Origin of the sequence: Alishewanella jeotgali KCTC 22429 (assembly GCF_000245735.1) — a bacterium.
In the GTDB taxonomy this organism is placed as follows: domain Bacteria; phylum Pseudomonadota; class Gammaproteobacteria; order Enterobacterales; family Alteromonadaceae; genus Alishewanella; species Alishewanella jeotgali.
This window is the reverse complement of record NZ_AHTH01000005.1, coordinates 141393-158156: the sequence shown is the minus strand read 5'-3', so window position 1 is coordinate 158156 and position 16764 is coordinate 141393. Positions and strand designations below refer to the sequence as shown.

Genomic DNA, 16764 nt, shown 5'->3' with positions numbered 1-16764 from the left:
TCAGACTGCTGACAAAGTCCTGGACGCCGATCCAGGACTTTGATCTAATAGGGTTAGTTGATTTGAAGGCTAACCATCACAGTATGTAGGGGGTCAGGTCTTGCTTTTTGCTTTATAAGCAAAAAGCAAGACCTAGACCCCAGCCCCTTTGCTTAATCAGCGTTAACCGGCACTTTTGCTGGTAATACTATCCAGGCCATGACCTGTAGGCCCTTGTTCGGTGCGCCATAGTTTATAAGAGAAATATAAACCCAGTGACGCCAGCGCCGTATACAGCCACATACCCGGAGTATAGCCAGCAATATTTTCTGGCCCGGCCAAAAAGCGATCGTTTAAGAAACCGATAGTCAGCGGCACTATTGCCCAGCCAATTTGCTGACAGAACGTCATCAGCGCATAAGCAGAACCCAGGCGGCGGCCATCGACGATGTAAGCGACAGACGGCCACATTACCGCCGGGATCAGCGAGAAAACGATACCCAGTACTGTAATCACTAACAGTAAGGTCAATGGCACAATAGCACTGCCGATAAATGGAATACTGATACCGACCAGCGGGCCGGCCGGTGCATAGGTGACAATTAAGAACAGTGGCAACAACACCAGTGAGCCGGCAGCCATAAAGAGGGCGCGCTTACCAATACGGTCTACCCACAGACCAAATAGTGGCGTGGCGATAATGGCGGAGACTGGCAGAATGCTGCTGAGAATACCGGCAGCTTCGCGGTCGAGACCATGCGCCTGCTGAAAGTAGTCGATGGCAAAGCTGCGAAACGGAAAGACGGTGGCGTAAAACACGACGCACAGCGCGACCACATACCAGTAAGAGGCACTAAAACTGTACAGGCCTTTAAATTCCAGTTTTTCGTTATTTTCCGCTACACCCAGGCTATAACGGCCTTCGGCGCGGCGCTCTAAAATCCAGTACAGGATAGCGGCACTTACCGAGATACCGGCTACCGCAGTGGCCAGCCATAATGGATCTTGCCAGTTGGCGTAAAGCGGGCTGGCAAAACCGGTCGACCAATCGGCGGCAGTCGAGCCTAAGCGGGCAATCGACAGGTTAATACCAAAGGCAAAGCTCAGTTCCTTACCTTTAAACCATTTCGCCAGCACAGTAGTGGCCGCTACAATCAGCGGTTCTGCTCCCAGGCCCAGTAAAAAACGGCCGGCTAGCATCATTTCAAAGTTTGGGCTCCAGGCAGTTACGATGGCCGCAAATAAGCAAATGAGCGCGAATAGTGTAATAGCCCTTTTGGTGCCCCAGCGGTCAATCAGATAGCCACCGGCCAGTAATACCAGCAGCGCAGCGACGTTATAGGCGGTAGAAAGCCAACCAATTTGTTGATAACTAAAACCGCGCTGTTCGCGCAGTAAGTCAACAATAGGCCATAAGGAGTCATAGATATAGTAGTTACCAAACATCGCCAGGCTGACAAACAGCAACACCATCCAGCGATAGAAGGGCGTGGGCGGGGGTAAGTCCCGCCAGGATGCATCATGCATAAAGTCATTTCTCGTTATTAGTATATAAAGGTAAAAAGGGGCCAGATCTGCCGATCTCACCCCATTCTTGACCTGATAACTGTACCCGAGCTGACAGCCAGCTGCAAGCCGGCCGGAATTGGGAATTGGGGTCATGGGTATTGGGGTCGGAATTGGGGTCAGGTCTTGCTTTTTGCTTTATAAGCAAAAAGCAAGACCTGATAATCATTAGCCTAAGCGGCCCTTAGACGGCCTCCGAGTTAATAGCTATTTTTTGATTGACGTCGAAAAAAACTATTTCCAAGGAGGCCGTATGAAATTGTATGTCGGTATTGACCTGCATTCCAATAATTCTGTGTTAGTAATTATTGATAAAAACGATAAGGTCATTTATTCCAAGCGTTTACCGAATGATGCGCAGGTTATTCTCGGGGTACTTGCCATGTATAAAGAGCAGATTGACACTATTGCTGTTGAATCAACGTTTAACTGGTATTGGCTGGTCGATGCGCTGCAAGCGGAAGGTTATGAGGTTCGTCTGGTCAACACCGCGGCAGTGGTGGTCTATGATGGCCTTAAATACAGCGGTGACTTCGCCGATGCCAGACACCTGGCGCATTTGCTGCGAATAGACCTGTTGCCCTGTGGCTATATTTATCCGAAAGAGCCTCGTGCTCTGCGTGATTTAGCACGTAAACGCGCGCAGTTGGTACGGCAAAAGACCACCCAGCTGCTGTCTATCAAGAATTTATTGATGCGCAATTTAGGCCGGGATACACCAAGCTACACTATTAAAACATGGACAGCGGAGCAAGTGGCCGCACTGCCCCTGTTGCCAGAGCAGTTACTGGCGTTGCAGGCGAATTGGACTGTGATGCAAGCGTTAGCACAGCAAATTCAGGCTGTAGAAGCTGAGCTGTTACGCCAACTTAAGCCTTGCAAGGATTTTCAGCTGCTTAAAACCGTATCTGGGATTGGCGATATTTTATCGATGACCATTTGTCTGGAAACCGGTGATATTACGCGGTTTGACAGTTGCGGCAATTTTACTTCTTACGCCCGGATGGTCACGTCAAAACGCGAATCAAACGGTAAGAAAAAGGGTGAAGGAAATCGCAAATGTGGCAACCGTTACCTGTGCTGGGCTTTTATGGAGGCCGCGCACTTTGCGATTGGCTCGGATGAATTAATCAAGCGATTTTACCAACGTAAATGCGCTAAAAATTTAAAGGTTGTCGCGATGAAAGCCGTGGCACACAAACTGGCCAGAGCCTGCTACAACATGCTAAAAGACGGGGTAGAGTTTGATGTGAAGCGCGCCTTTAACTGAGTTTACCCAGCGTAGCTGATGCCGTATTTGGGGTTGGTAAAACCATAGATCTGATTGCACTGCTACGCTGTTTCACCTTGTTTGCCGTAACATCGCCTGCTGCCTGAGCCATCAAGGGGTTGGTTTAAAACCATGATTCTGTCGCAGCAAAAGCTGCATCACTTGGACAGGCGGGAGAACAGAGGGTTTTCTGGGGCTACAAGTAGCCAGGGGCCGGACGCAGTGAGTCCAGAGCCTTGATCCTGATGGGTGACTGGAGCGATATATCGCAACCACCAACGAGAACTAAAATGCGAGGGTTATTGGTTTACAAGGAATAAAAGATACGCGCACTTGCGTGCGCGCGGGTTTGGTTACGCTATTGACACCGAGAGGCTAATGGGTGACCCCATCCTTTATGACCCCATCCTTTAAGCTTTAAGCTTTAAGCTTTAAGCGCTGGCGCGGGGATAATCGGTATAGCCTTTAGCATCGTGGGTGTAGAAGGTGGCAACGTCGGGCTGGGCCAATGGCAGGCCTTGTGCCAGCCGCTCGACCAGATCCGGGTTAGCGATAAAGGCACTGCCAAAAGCTACCGCATCAGCTTTGCCAAGACCAATTACCTGATTGGCTTCAGCCAGATCATAGCCCATATTTACCACCAGTTGCCCCTGATAATGAGCGCGGGCAGCGCTCACGACATCACCAAATTGCAGGCCGGCAAAGTCGGCGCGCATCAGGTGCAGATAAGCCAGCTTTAATGGGCTTAATGCTTTGGCCAGATAGCTGATCAGGCCAATAGGGTCACTGTCTTTGGCACTATTAAAGCTGTTTAGCGGTGATAAGCGAAGGCCCACCCGATCGGCACCCCAGACACTGATGACCGCCTGCAGCACTTCCATTAAAAAGCGTGCGCGGTTTTCCAGACTGCCGCCATAACGGTCAGTGCGATTATTAATACCATCACGCAGGAACTGGTCAATTAAATAGCCGTTAGCGCCATGCACTTCTACACCGTCAAAGCCGGCTTGTTTGGCATAGATCGCCGCCTGGCGGAATTGCTCGACCACCTCTGCAATTTCAGCAGTGGGTAATTGCCGCGGCGCGGTGTAGCTTTTTTTACCTTCCGGCGTGTGAGTGTAATCGTCGATGGCGTTGGTGCCTGCTGAAACCGGCACCTTACCGTTATTTAAGGCCGGGTGGCAGGCGCGGCCGCCATGCCAAAGCTGTAGAAAAATCTTACCATCTTGTGCATGTACAGCCTGAGTAACCTGCCGCCAGGCATTGGCATGCGCAGCCGAGTAAATGCCGGGTTCGCGGTAAAATGCAGAGTTGCCTTCCGCAATCATGGTGGCTTCCGCGATTAATAAACCGGCACTGGCACGCTGGGCATAATGCTCGGCCATCAGTTCGGTGGCGTAGTGGTCCAGGGTAGCGCGGCAGCGGGTTAAGGGTGCCATCAGGATGCGGTTTTTTAGCGCCACAGCGCCCAGTTTTATTGGTGAGAATACGGTATTCATAGCACTCCGGTTAGTTTAGGGTTGTTAATTACAGTCCGGGTTAGATATGGTCGCGGTTGCGGTAAGACCAGTGCAATAAATCCAACTAATCTTTCGATTTTCTGCACTTTTCAGCCTGGACTGGGTTTTAAGTCGATATTGGCGCTAACTTTGCCATTACGCATCCGACGGTGCCCGGGATCGGTTACAATAAGGCTCTGAGTAGAAACAGGATCACCGGCTTTGATTGAATATAAATCGGCAGCGTTTTATCGCAGTGTGTTGGCGCTTTGTGTGGCTGCCGCTGCGGTATTTGCCAATTTGCATCTGATGCAACCGCTTTTGCCGGAGTTAAGCCGACAGTTTCAGCTATCGGCGTTAACGGTAAGCTGGGTTTATACCATGGGTACTCTGTGCCTTGGCTTGTCGTTATTGGTGTATGCCGCGTTGTCTGATGCCTGGGGGCGTAAAAAACTGCTGTTAATCACCCTGGCTGGCATGACAGTCAGTACGCTGATCCTCAGTCAGGTCGCGTCATTTCAGGCGTTGTTGTTCTGGCGCGCAGTGCAGGGGCTCTTTCTCGGTGGCCTGCCGGCCATTGCCATTGCCTGGATGGGCGAAGAGTACAGCAAGCCAGCGCTGGTCAGTGCGGTCGGGCTTTATATCAGTGCCAATTCGCTGGGCGGCATCAGCGGCCGCTTATTATCGGGCGCCATGGCCGATCTTGGTCACTGGCAGTGGGTGTTCTATCCGATGACGCTGCTGGGTTTGCTGAGTTGCTGGCTGGTATGGCGCTATTTACCTGCCTCGTTACAATTTCAGCGCCAACCATTCCGGCTGAAACAAGCCTTGAGTGATAACCTGTTTCATCTGCGCCAGCCGTTGTTGTTGCTGGTGTACTTGATTGGCGGCCTGAATTTTCTGGTGTTTTTAAATCAATATACCTATATCGCTTTCGTGCTGGCGGCAGCTCCGTTCTCCCTGAGTAGTAGTCTGATTGGCTTGCTGTTTGTCACCTATTTAACAGGCACTGTCGGCTCAGCATTATCGGCAAAAATTGCGGCGCGCTTGTCTGCACCCGGCGCCATGGCGGCCGGTATTCTGATTATGATGCTGGGGTCGGTCATTACCCTGGGGCAAAGCTTAGTGCTGATTGGCGCAGGCTTTTTTATCAGTGCCTTTGGCTTCTTTTTATGTCACTCACTGGCCAGTAGCTGGGTTAGTCAACATGCGCTCCGTGCTAAGGCCAGCGCCAGTGCGCTTTATCTGGTGTTTTACTATCTGGGCGCCAGCTCGGGGACTTTATATCTGCAGCCGTTCTGGCAGGCAGGGCAGTGGTTGGGCGTGGTGATCGGGTCGGTATTAATGTATGGCCTGACGTTATTACTTTGTCTGCTGCTATGGCGACTTAAGCGGCAACCCTCTGCTACAGCAATGCCAGCTCGGCAGCACTAAGCGGTCGCAGCTCGCCTGCTGCTAAGCTGCCAAGCGCCAGATTACCAATAGCCACCCGGCACAGATCCTGTACCCGATAACCAAGCTCGCGGCACATATAACGAATTTGCCTGTTCTGGCCTTCATATAAGATAACTTCAAAACGGTTTGTACTAAGCGGCCGCGCCTGGCAGGGCTGGGCTTGGTAGCGATGCGGCCCGACTTGCCAACTGATACCTGCTGCAAAGCGAGCACTGAGATCTGCTCTAAGAGGTTTATCCACCTCAACCCAATAGGTTTTGGCCTTTTGGGCACCCGGATGTAATAACCTTTGGGTCAGGGCACCGTCATTGGTTAGTAGCAGCAGGCCGCGCGAGTCTTTATCCAGCCTGCCAACCGGGTAGAGCCTGGCAGGTAAATCGCGAAGTACCGCCGCGATACTGGCCGGATCTTCGGGGCGGATATTGCAGTCAATACCTACAGGTTTATGGTACAGGTAATAGCTCAGTTTGGCCGGGGTAGGTAAGGGTTTGCCATCGACACAGATGGTGCTGGCATCGGGCAGGTGCAGGGTATGGCTGGCCGGCTGGTCATTGACGCTAACCCGCCCGGCTGTGATTAACCGGCTGGCTGCCCTGCGCGAACATAAACCACTTTGTGCAATCAGCAGCGCCAGGCGTTTGCCATCTGCTGAGGTTGCACTGCCCGTTGCTGCGGCGTCGAATTCATTATTCTGCAAGCTAATCGTCATAAAACTGCCATGCTGCTAACGGATAATCGTAGCCGTTATACCTTCCTTCCTGGATATTACTCTGCGATTGAGTGCAGGGGGCCTTTGGCCCCCGCTTTTTTTGCGAAGTCAGTTACTGACTGACGAGTCTGGTTGGATAACGCTGAAAAATCAGATTAACGGTGTCGTTGATCGCCTGCTGCGGTTGCTGCATAGCTTTGTTGGATAGCCGACCTTCCAGCATACCCTGCCAGATCACTCTATTGGCTGAGGCATCAATCACTTCGATTAATACTGAGCCCACTTTATAGTCGACTTTTTCGACGCCGCCATAGAGCGGAAAGCCAACACTAAAGGCGCTGTTACGGCCAAAAAAGCCAAAACCGGTGTTAACACTAAAAGGCGAGCTGCGCACATCCTGGCGGTTTTCAACATTGGTCAGGTAGTTCACCAGTAACTGCGGGGCGGTTTCGTCCAGTGTGTAACCCAGGGCGGTCATTTCACGGCTGATAGCAGTTTTAAAATGTTGTTCCAGCAGCGGATCATAGGCTGGCTTGGCGGCCTCTTCGCCTTCTGCCGGCGCTGCTTGATAAAAAGCAAAGCGCTGGTACTGGCTGAAATTGACGCTACGATCATAATCGATATTGGCCTGACGCGGACTGCCGGCGCAGGCTACCAGCATTAAACTGGCGCAAAGTAACAAAGCGGTTGGCAACAATTTCATTATAGGACCCCCGGTAATACAGCCTTTGGCTATTGAACGGCCTTTGGTCTGCAGCAGATCAATCTGGTAGCAGTGTACCTGAATTTGACTGCTATCGATAAGAATAGTTTAGTAAAAGGGCGTGAACGCCCGCTGAAAGCCAGCGGGCAATAAAAAGGCAGAACGCCTTAGAATTGATAGTTAAACTGCACACCCAGCACATGGGCTTTATTGCGGTAGTTTGCCTGCAGATTGGCCTGATTCAGCCGGTTATCGGCAACACCATACTCAAACTCATTAATGGCGACATCATCCATAAACATATAGCCGTAGGCCAGACCCAGCGTGCTCTGGGCAGAGAGCCGGGTAGTTAACCCTGTGGTTAACCAGACCCGATCTGAGGTTGGGATCCGTGCTGTTTTGTGAACTGTGCGGATCGGGTTTTCGTCATAGGCGATGCCGGCACGTAATGTTAAATCAGCCTGATACTGATAAGTTGCCCCGAGCGAAAAAGACCAGGTATCGTGCCAGTATTCCGGGATATAGCCAATATAACCCATGCCACCTAACTGGGCACCGGTACTGAGGGAGATACTGGGGTTAGCATCTTTACTGACGATATCGATACTTTTAAATACACTCCAGCCAGTCCATAGCAGGCTACCCTGTACACTGAGTTTGGCATTAAGCTGCTGATCCAGACTAAAGGTCAGGGTCGCAGGTGTGGTCAGCGCCAGTTTGCTGCGTTCCGTCAGCAAGTCGCGGGCAGCAAAACGCCCGGTACTGGCATCCACCAATGGCAGGCCCGGAGCAACGCTGATAAGCCCTGGGGTATTGCCCGCCGTGGCTGCCGTAATAGGGGTATTGGTAATTTCGGAGTCGCCACTTAGGGTATAACGGACCGCTGAATGGTAAATCAGCGCCAGCCGGGTACCGCTTAGCGGCTCGGCATGCAGGGCTAGTGTATATCCCAGGCTAACGTCACTGCCTGTGACTTCATAATGACTGTCACAAAAGGCGGCGTTAGACAGATCGCGCCCGGCCAGCTGCGCAATACCGCTACCCAGTTCACACAAACCTGAGTGATCTTTGTATTTGGATAAGGTGCCTTCAGCGCGGTTCAGACTGATGGCGCCACCTACTGAGAGCCAGTCAGTTAATTTGTAACCGAGTGCCGGTTGCAGGCTTAAGACCTGAACTGCCGTTTCATCGGCAAAGTAGCGGCCAACCCAGTCTTGCTGGTAGTTGGAAGACAGGCCAAAGGGCACATAAAAGCCGAGGCCCCAACTTAAATTGTCGTTCAGTTGCTGACTATAAAAGGCAAAAGGCACCACTTCGGTTAGCAATACCTTACCGTGATCCCTGCCTGTCACCTCCAGGCCGCGGGCATTCACCGCCTGGGCATCGCTGTAGCGGGTACGGGCATGGATCAGGTTTAAGCCACCGGAAAAATGCTCGCCCTTAAGCTCGGTTAAGGCAGCAGGATTGGAATAAACCAATGTCGCATCAGTAATTTGTGCACCGCGACCGGCATAGGCATTGCCCATGCTACTGACCGACTGCTCCAGTAATTTATAACCTTCCGCCTGCACAGTCAGGCTACTCAGTGCCACTAAAACGGCAATGGCGACCGAGGTTTTTCTTAGCATAAGTTGTACACCTTGTTGGGACAAAGGGGGCGCAGTATAGAACGATTATTATTTAGAGTACAGACTCTAACGTGGGTTTGCGATGTTCTGGTCTGATGAGTCTGGCTGTGGCAAAGGCTCACGACGAATAAATTTTTTTGCCTAAAAGGTGGTGTTTTTTACTATTTTTTGGTGTTTCAATTGTCGTGATTTGTAACAATTTAAAGCTAAGTAGCTGATCTTAAATCTATTAAACTATTGGCATAGTGGCTGCAATTTAGAAAGCGTCAGATTAACAGTAACGGGTTGAAATCAGCCCTTTATGCAAGGAACACGAAAATGAAAACGATAATGCCGCTTGCGGCCGCCGTGCTGTGCAGTACCTTAGTCTTAACCGGTTGTAATAAAGCGCAAAGTAGTATTAATGCCACCGCTGCGACTGAAGTCGCTGTGCCGGTAGAAATTTCTGTGGCGAAAAATGGCGCCATCAGCAGTAGCTACCGTACCACCACCACCTTAACGGCCCGTGCTGAAGCCGAAGTGATGGCGAAAAGCAGTGGGCTGGTGCAGAAAATCCTGGTTGAAGAAGGCGATCAGGTACAGGCCGGACAATTACTGGCGGTGCTGGAGAATGAGCGGCAGCGTCACCAACTGGCGAAAGAGCGGGCGGAATTAGGTCGCTTAAGTTCAGAGCTGACCCGGATGACCGAAATGCATCAGCGCCAGTTGGTCAGTGCCGATCTGTATGAAAAATTAAAATGGCAGGTTGCGGCAATGCAGGCTGCAGTTGAGCTGGCAGAGCTGAATTTACGGGAAACCGAAATTCGCGCGCCAATCGCCGGTGTTGTGGCCCGTCGTTATGTTAAGGCCGGCCAACTGATCAGCCAGTTGACGCCGAATTCGTTATTTCATCTGGTTAGCGAAACCGAGCTGGAAGCCGTTGTGCATTTACCTGAGCAGCAAGTGCTGCAAGCGCAAGCCGGACAACAGGCGGTGCTGAGCTTTGCCGGTGTGCCGGAAGTTAAGGCGGCGGTAAGCCGGGTTGCGCCGGTGGTGGATGCCAGTTCAGGCACAGTGCGTACCACCTTGTTAATTGATAACAGCGCGCGCCAGTTAAAAGCGGGGATGTTTAGCCAGGTAGAAATTAAATTTGATACCCGTGACAACGCGTTATTGGTGCCAAAGCGGGCATTGCTGACACTGGATAATCTGCCGGGCGTACTGGTACTGGATGCCGAGAGCCGTATTGTACGCCGGCCGGTGACCCTGGGCTACACTGCCGATAACGTAGTGGAAATTATCAGCGGCGTCGAAGCCGGAGAGCAGGTCGTGGTGGCAGGGCATGCTGCGTTAAAAGAGCAAAGCCTGGTCAAAGTCGTATCTGAGCGCGAATTCTGACAGGGACGAGAAGATGAAATTAGTAGAAACTGCCGTGGCCCGTCCGGTCACGGTCTGGATGTTCACGCTTGCCATCCTGCTGTTCGGGATGGTGTCAGTAGGTCGGTTAGCGGTTAATTTGTTACCTGACTTGTCTTATCCCAGTTTAACGGTGCGCACCACCTACGTCGGTGCCGCACCGGCCGAAGTGGAGCAACTGGTTAGTAAGCCGGTAGAAGAAGCACTCGGTATCGTCAAAGGCGTGCGCAAAGTCACCTCTGTTTCCCGTGCCGGTCGCTCTGACGTCGTGCTGGAATTTGACTGGGGCACTGACATGGATCTGGCCTTGCTGGAAGTGCGGGAGAAACTCGATGTCCTGTTCCTGCCACTGGATGTCGAAAAGCCGTTGTTATTGCGCTTTAACCCTAATTTAGATCCGGTAGTACGCTTATCGCTGTCCAAGCCGGAGATGAACCAGGCTGACTTAGTGGCAATGCGCACTTTCGCCGAAGAAGAATTCCGCCGCAAACTGGAGTCGTTTCCGGGTATTGCCGCCGTGCGGCCCGATGGCGGTTTAACTCAGGAGATCCAAATCCTGGTCGACCCGCAAAAACTCAGCCAGTTGCAGCTGGATATCAGCCTGATCACCCAGCGTTTAAAAGCCGAAAATATCAACCTGGCCGGTGGCCGGCTGGAAACTCCGGCCTATGATTATCTGGTGCGGACGATAAATCAGTTTGCTAATTTAACGGAAATTGAAAATCTGTATCTGGCTACCGTTGGTAACAGTCAGATCCGGTTAAAGGATGTGGCACAGGTCAAGGATGCCTTTGCCGATCGGCAGAGTATCAGCTATATCAATGGCGCTCAGGGCATTGAACTGGCGATCTATAAAGAAGGCGATGCCAATACGGTAAAGGTCGCCGAAGGCTTGTTATCCCGTCTCGACGAATTGAAAAAGATGCTGCCAGCCGGTTATCAGCTGGATGTGCTCTATGATCAGTCGCAATTTATTAAACAAGCGATCAGCGACGTGAAATCGGCCGGTATTATCGGCGGTATTCTGGCGATGCTGGTGCTGTATCTGTTTTTACGTAATGTCTGGGCGACGGTCATTATCTCGGTATCGATCCCGGTGTCAGTGATCGCCACCTTTAATCTGATGTACGGTCAGGATATTACGCTAAATATGATGAGTCTGGGTGGTATTGCGCTGGCAGTTGGCTTGCTGGTAGATAATGCCATTGTGGTACTGGAGAATATTGCCCGCTATAAAGAGCAGGGCATGCCGGCGAAAGACGCGGCGCGCAGGGGCGCTGGTGAAGTATCGATGGCGATCACGGCCTCCACCCTGACCACCGTAGCCGTATTTTTCCCGCTGGTATTTGTCGAAGGCATTGCCGGCCAGCTGTTTCGCGATCAGGCGCTGACGGTGACCTTTGCCTTGTTAGTCTCTTTGGTTGTCGCGTTAACTCTGATCCCAACCATGGCCGCGCGCTCCTGGCAAAAAGGCGCTGCAGCAACCGAGATCACGCCTTTACCCTCCTTGAGACCCAGCCGCTGGTATCACTGGCCGCTGTTGCCGCTGCGGGCGGCCGGGCGTTTGCTACATCTTTCAGTGCTGGCGCTGCTGACGTTACTAAGCGTGCTGGGCAAAGCCATTGCCAAGGGGGCTTACTGGTTATTCCGGCCGGCGGTATTGCTGGTGCAGGGGCTGTTAAAGGCAATTGAAGCACTCTACCTGCGCTTGCTGCGTGCTGCGCTGGCCGCCAAAACGCTGACCCTGGCTTTAACGCTAACCGCTGCGGCGCTGTGTTTTAGCCTGTTGCCGCGCTTGGGTGCGGATGTGATCCCGCAGCTGAGTCAGGGCGAGTTCTATGTCGATGTGCAATTACCGGTCGGGACAGCTATTGAGCAAACCGATACCTTGTTAAAGCAATTATCCGGGCAACTGAAGCAGTATCCGGTGGTAGAACGCAGCTATGGTTTAGCCGGTACCGGCGCCCAGATGTCAGTGGATCCGGCGATCGGCGGCAGCCATTGGGGCCGCCTGCATGTGGTGATGGCAGAGCATAGCAATGCTGACGATGAAGCCCTGGTGCAGGAAGAATTACGCCGCACCCTGGCATTGCTGCCAGGGGTAACCAGCCGCTTTGACCGGCCGCAATTGTTTAGTTTCAGTACGCCATTGGAGATTGAGATCAGTGGCTATGATTTGGCCCAGTTGTCTGAGTCTGCCGAACGTCTGGTTAATTTGCTGGAGGCGGATAATCGTTTTACCGATATTAAATCCAGCTTAAGACCAGGTCAGCCGGAAGTGACCCTGTATTTTGACCATGCCCGCTTATCGCAGCTGGGGATGACGGCGCAGCAGGTCGCACGCCGCGTTGCCACCTATATCGGTGGTGAAGTGGCCGGTCAGTACTCATTGCACGATCGCAAAATTGATATCCGGGTGCGGCTGGATGAGCAGTACCGTCAGCATGAATTGCAGCTGGCCGAGTTGATTATTAATCCTGGTGCAGCTGAACCCTTACCGTTAAGTGCGGTGGCGCAAATTCGTCGCGAAGTCGGCCCCAGTGAAATTACCCGGGTGGGCCAGCAGCGGGTGGCGTTGGTGACGGCCAACCTGGCTTATGGCGATCTGGAGCAGGCGACGGCCGCCGCCGAGGCCGCACTGTCACAGTTAGTTTTATTACCGGGCCAACAGGCGCTGGTGATGGGGCAAAGTGAAGAGATGGCGCGGGCGTACAGCTCATTAATGTTTGCCTTACTGCTGGCGGTATTCCTGGTCTATCTGGTGATGGCATCGCAGTTTGAAAATCTGCTGCAACCCTTGTTGATCCTGTTTACGGTGCCGCTGGCGGGAGCAGGCGCCGTGCTGGGGCTTTGGCTTACTGATACCCGTTTGTCGGTGATTGTGTTTATCGGTTTAATTATGCTGGCCGGGATCGTGGTCAACAATGCCATAGTCCTGATTGACCGCATTAACCAGCTGCGTGCTGAAGGGTTGGCGCTGCAGGAGGCCATTATTGCCTCGGGGCAAAGCCGGTTGCGCCCGGTGTTAATGACCACCCTGACCACAGTACTGGGCTTACTGCCGCTGGCACTGGGCACCGGTGAGGGCAGTGAAATCCGCGCCCCGATGGCGATCACAGTGATCGCTGGTTTAAGTTTGGCCACGTTGTTAACGCTGGTATTTATTCCGGTGCTGTATAGCCTGCAACGGGATAAGGCAGTGGCAGTAGAGCAGGAGGCAACGCTATGAGCCAACAGCCTTTAGACGAGACGCAAACCAGCACCAATCACGCCGGAGCGGCAGCGGATGAGCAAAAGCCAATCTGGTTAACCCGGGTGGCACTGCGCCGGCCGGTGACCATCTGTATGCTGTTTATCTCCATGTTGTTATTCGGTGGTTTAGCCAGTCGGCTGCTGCCGCTGGAGATGTTTCCTGGCATTGATATCCCGGAGTTGTACGTCAATGTGCCTTATCCGAATGCCACACCAGCTGAAGTGGAGCGGCTGATCACCCGGCCGCTGGAAGAGGCACTGGCGACCGTCAGTGGTATTAAAGAGCTGCGTAGCTTTGCCAATGAAAACAGTGGTGATATTTCACTGCAGTTTCGCTGGAGTGAAAATATCAGCAGTAAGAGTCTGGAAGTGCGGGAGCGGCTGGATACGGTGCGCCACTTGTTGCCGGCAGATGTAGAGCGGGTACTGGTATTCCAGTTTAACACCAGCGATATGCCGATATTCCAGTTGCGGATCTCCTCTGAGCGCGATCTGGCGATGGCTTATGACTTGCTGGAACAACAAATAAAACGGCCGCTGGAGCGGGTACCGGGTGTCTCCAAAGTTGAGCTTTATGGGGTAGAAAAGCGCCAGGTGATTATCCGCCTGGACCCGGATCGGATGCGGGCGCTGCAGGTTGACCCTACGGCGTTATTAAATCAGTTACGTGGCAGCAACTTTGCTTTAAGTGCCGGAGAGCTGCGCAACGGCGAGCAAAGTGTGCTGGTAAAACCGCTTGGTGAGTACAAAGAGCTGTCGGAAATTGCCGCCTTGCCGATCCGGCCGGGCCTGCAACTTCGCGAGGTCGCCAGTGTTGAACTGGAGCTGCCAAAACGCGAAGACGGCCGGCATTTAAACCAGACCTATGCAGTGGGGATGAACGTTTACAAAGAGTCTGGCGCGAATCTGGTCGAGGTAGCCAAAGCCGCGATGCAGGTGGTAGCCGCCGCCGATTCCAACCCGGCCTTTAATGGTATCAGCCTGTATGTGATGGACGATCTGGCTGACAATGTCACTAAATCGCTCAGCGACTTGCTGCAAGCCGGTGCTATCGGTGCCTTGCTGTCTTTTATTGTGCTGTATTTATTCCTGCGACATCTGACGACCACGCTGATTGTAGTGCTGTCGGTGCCAGCGGCAATCGTGATTGCGCTGGGTGCCATGTATTTTATGGGCTACAGCCTGAATATTCTCAGTATGATGGGCCTGATGCTGGCGATCGGTATGTTGGTCGATAACGCTGTTGTGGTGACTGAGAGCATTTTCCGCGAGCGGGCACTGGGCGGCGATCTGCGTGCCGCAACCGAGCGTGGTGTGAAACGGGTTGGGCTGGCGGTGCTGGCCGGCACCGCGACCACCGCCATCGTATTTTTACCGAATATTATCGGTGAGAAGATGCAGCTGACCATTTTCCTCGAGCATGTGGCTATCGCCATTTGCTTATGTCTGGCGATCTCGCTGCTGTTATCCCTGACGCTGATCCCTTTGCTGACCACCAAACTTAAAGTTCAGCCGGTCAGTGATCCGCAAGGCTCAGTGTTGGATCGCGGCTATCGGCGGCTGCTGACCAAGGTGATGCACTGGCCTAAAACTGCAACACTGCTGGCAGTGCTGGTATTACTGAGTGCGGTACCACCCTTTTTGCAAATTGGCAGCAGTAATGAAGATGAAGAAGACCGTGGCCGGCTGTTTTTAAACTATAACATCCAGGGAAATTATAACCTGGAAGAGGTGCGCGCTGAGGTGTCAGCGATGGAGGCCTTTTTATATAGCCGCAAGGAAGAGTTCTATATCGAGTCGGTATATAGCTATTACCGCTCCGGGCATGCTATTTCGATCATTTTGCTGCAAGAAGATTTACCGGTTGATCTAAATAGCCTGAAGGAGCAAATTCGCAAGGAATGGCCACCGCTGGTACGCGCCAGACCGAGTTTTAGCTTTGGTAGTGACAATAGCGGGCTGCGGCTGCATTTACTGGGTAACTCGACTGAGCGCTTACTGGAGCTGGCTGCGGAGCTGGAGCCGGCACTACAAAGCTTACCGGCTGTAGCAGAGGTACGCTCGGATCTGGCGCGTGGGCAGCAGGAAGTGCAGATTTTGTTTAATCGCCCAGAGCTGGAGCGTTTAGGGCTTTCGGCCAATCAGGTAGCGCAAAGTATCGCCTTATCGCTTCGGGGCGTGAATCTGCGGACCTATCGCAGTGCCGAGCAGGGTGAGCTGCAGATCCGGCTGATTTATGACGAGCGCATTAGCCGCTCCTTGTCTGAATTAGCCGACTTACCGGTTGCCGTGGTGGCCGGTGTCAGTATTCCGCTGTCGCAGCTGGCTGAGCTAAAAGTGGTGCCAAGGCTGCAGTCGATCCGTCGCTTTAACCGCGAAACCGGTGTCGCCTTGCAGTTGTCACTGCAAAAAGATATCAGTATGGATCAGGCGCGTAAGGAGATTGGCCAGTTGATGCAGCAGGTGCAACTGCCGGATGGTTATCGTTGGTCCTATCAGGGCGGCTTTACCCGCCAGAACGAGGAGCAGCAGGTGATGCTGGTGAATATGCTGCTGGCATTAGCGATGATCTATATTGTGATGGCGGCCTTGTTTGAGTCTTTGTTAATGCCCAATGCGGTGATTGGCAGCTTGCTATTCTCTTTTGTTGGGGTGTTCTGGACCTTCTTTATTACCGGCACTGGTCTTGGGGTCATGGGGATGATCGGCATGCTGGTACTGATGGGCATCGTCGTGAATAACGGCATAGTACTGGTTGATCGCATTAATCAGGATCGGGCGTTAATGCCGGATCTGCCGCTGAAAAATCTGATTATCGAAGCCTGTACCGCACGCTTAAAGCCTATTCTGATGACAGTTGCGACCACCGTCTTGGGGCTGGTACCGCTGGCGCTGGGTGGCACCGCCATTGGTGGTAATGGCCCAAGCTACGCGCCGATGGCGATTGCCATTATTGGTGGCTTGTTGTTCTCCACCCTGACCAGCTTATTGCTGGTGCCGCTTAATTACTATGGTTTAGTAAAACTGCGTACCGCAACAGGGCGCTTACTGGCCCGCAGCGGTTTGTGGCAGCGGCGTTTATTGCGTCAAGCTTAATAGCCGGGCCCGGGAATCGCTCCCGGGCCCAGGCTTGGCTTTTCTGCCGCCAGCAGTTATACTGCGCGCCTCTTTAAGGGAGTAATCGGCCGTAAGGCGCCTATATCAACATACTTGTGCCGCATGAACATGGTATAGGCAGCAAGCTCAACTCTCCGGGCTTGTGTGATGAGACTTAAGATAAGACACTGACCGAAAGCGGGAGTCAGCTC

At 52.7% G+C, this 16764-nt stretch carries 10 protein-coding genes; 5 read left to right on the top strand and 5 right to left on the bottom strand.

Features of this window, described 5'->3' with window-relative positions:
* Positions 1 to 162 precede the first annotated feature (162 nt).
* Entirely contained in the window at positions 163 to 1506 is a 1344-nt protein-coding gene (locus AJE_RS02285) for an MFS transporter (protein WP_008949472.1), read from the bottom strand.
* Between the two features lie 292 nt (positions 1507 to 1798).
* Here AJE_RS02285 and AJE_RS02280 point away from each other — a divergent pair, with 292 nt between their 5' ends.
* Positions 1799 to 2815, top strand: a complete 1017-nt coding sequence (locus AJE_RS02280; protein ID WP_008949471.1) for an IS110 family RNA-guided transposase — start codon at positions 1799 to 1801, stop codon at positions 2813 to 2815.
* Between the two features lie 431 nt (positions 2816 to 3246).
* Here AJE_RS02280 and AJE_RS02275 read toward each other — a convergent pair whose 3' ends face one another.
* The gene (locus tag AJE_RS02275) at positions 3247 to 4314 is read right to left on the bottom strand and encodes an alkene reductase (protein ID WP_008949470.1); all 1068 of its coding nucleotides are present in this window, start codon (positions 4312 to 4314) and stop codon (positions 3247 to 3249) included.
* 222 nt (positions 4315 to 4536) lie between these two features.
* Between AJE_RS02275 and AJE_RS02270 the strand changes: the two genes are divergently transcribed.
* Positions 4537 to 5748 carry an MFS transporter gene (locus tag AJE_RS02270; protein ID WP_008949469.1) on the top strand — a complete coding sequence of 404 codons (1212 nt, stop codon included), beginning with the start codon at positions 4537 to 4539 and terminating at the stop codon, positions 5746 to 5748.
* On the opposite strand, the gene AJE_RS02265 is transcribed toward AJE_RS02270, so the two are convergent.
* The 3 genes from AJE_RS02265 to AJE_RS02255 all read right to left on the bottom strand — a co-directional run bounded on the left by AJE_RS02265 (position 5720) and on the right by AJE_RS02255 (position 8809).
* A complete protein-coding gene (locus AJE_RS02265; protein ID WP_008949468.1) occupies positions 5720 to 6478 on the bottom strand; it encodes a pseudouridine synthase in 759 nt (252 codons plus the stop codon). The two genes, AJE_RS02270 and AJE_RS02265, sit on opposite strands and share 29 nt — an antisense overlap.
* 112 nt (positions 6479 to 6590) lie before the next feature.
* A complete protein-coding gene (locus tag AJE_RS02260) occupies positions 6591 to 7181 on the bottom strand; it encodes a DUF4136 domain-containing protein (RefSeq protein WP_008949467.1) in 591 nt (196 codons plus the stop codon).
* Between the two features lie 167 nt (positions 7182 to 7348).
* Positions 7349 to 8809: an OmpP1/FadL family transporter gene (locus tag AJE_RS02255; protein ID WP_008949466.1), complete on the bottom strand. Its 1461-nt coding sequence runs from the start codon at positions 8807 to 8809 to the stop codon at positions 7349 to 7351.
* 318 nt (positions 8810 to 9127) lie between these two features.
* Here AJE_RS02255 and AJE_RS02250 point away from each other — a divergent pair, with 318 nt between their 5' ends.
* From AJE_RS02250 to AJE_RS02240, 3 genes are read left to right on the top strand one after another with little or no spacing between them, the layout of a single operon-like run.
* On the top strand, positions 9128 to 10186 hold the full coding sequence (locus tag AJE_RS02250) for an efflux RND transporter periplasmic adaptor subunit (protein ID WP_008608082.1): 1059 nt from the start codon (positions 9128 to 9130) through the stop codon (positions 10184 to 10186).
* A gap of 13 nt (positions 10187 to 10199) precedes the next feature.
* Entirely contained in the window at positions 10200 to 13433 is a 3234-nt protein-coding gene (locus AJE_RS02245) for an efflux RND transporter permease subunit (RefSeq protein ID WP_008949465.1), read from the top strand.
* Positions 13430 to 16552 (top strand): efflux RND transporter permease subunit, encoded by a 3123-nt coding sequence (locus AJE_RS02240; RefSeq protein WP_008949464.1) that lies wholly within the window; start codon positions 13430 to 13432, stop codon positions 16550 to 16552. The genes AJE_RS02245 and AJE_RS02240 overlap by 4 nt, the downstream gene beginning before the upstream one ends.
* Positions 16553 to 16764 lie beyond the last annotated feature (212 nt).

Coding starts and splice junctions, on each gene's coding strand:
- AJE_RS02285 (WP_008949472.1), bottom strand. CDS start 1,506: ATGCATGATGCATCCTGGCGGGACTTACCCCCGCCCACGCCCTTCTAT.
- AJE_RS02280 (WP_008949471.1), top strand. CDS start 1,799: ATGAAATTGTATGTCGGTATTGACCTGCATTCCAATAATTCTGTGTTA.
- AJE_RS02275 (WP_008949470.1), bottom strand. CDS start 4,314: ATGAATACCGTATTCTCACCAATAAAACTGGGCGCTGTGGCGCTAAAA.
- AJE_RS02265 (WP_008949468.1), bottom strand. CDS start 6,478: ATGACGATTAGCTTGCAGAATAATGAATTCGACGCCGCAGCAACGGGC.
- AJE_RS02260 (WP_008949467.1), bottom strand. CDS start 7,181: ATGAAATTGTTGCCAACCGCTTTGTTACTTTGCGCCAGTTTAATGCTG.
- AJE_RS02255 (WP_008949466.1), bottom strand. CDS start 8,809: ATGCTAAGAAAAACCTCGGTCGCCATTGCCGTTTTAGTGGCACTGAGT.
- AJE_RS02250 (WP_008608082.1), top strand. CDS start 9,128: ATGAAAACGATAATGCCGCTTGCGGCCGCCGTGCTGTGCAGTACCTTA.
- AJE_RS02245 (WP_008949465.1), top strand. CDS start 10,200: ATGAAATTAGTAGAAACTGCCGTGGCCCGTCCGGTCACGGTCTGGATG.
- AJE_RS02240 (WP_008949464.1), top strand. CDS start 13,430: ATGAGCCAACAGCCTTTAGACGAGACGCAAACCAGCACCAATCACGCC.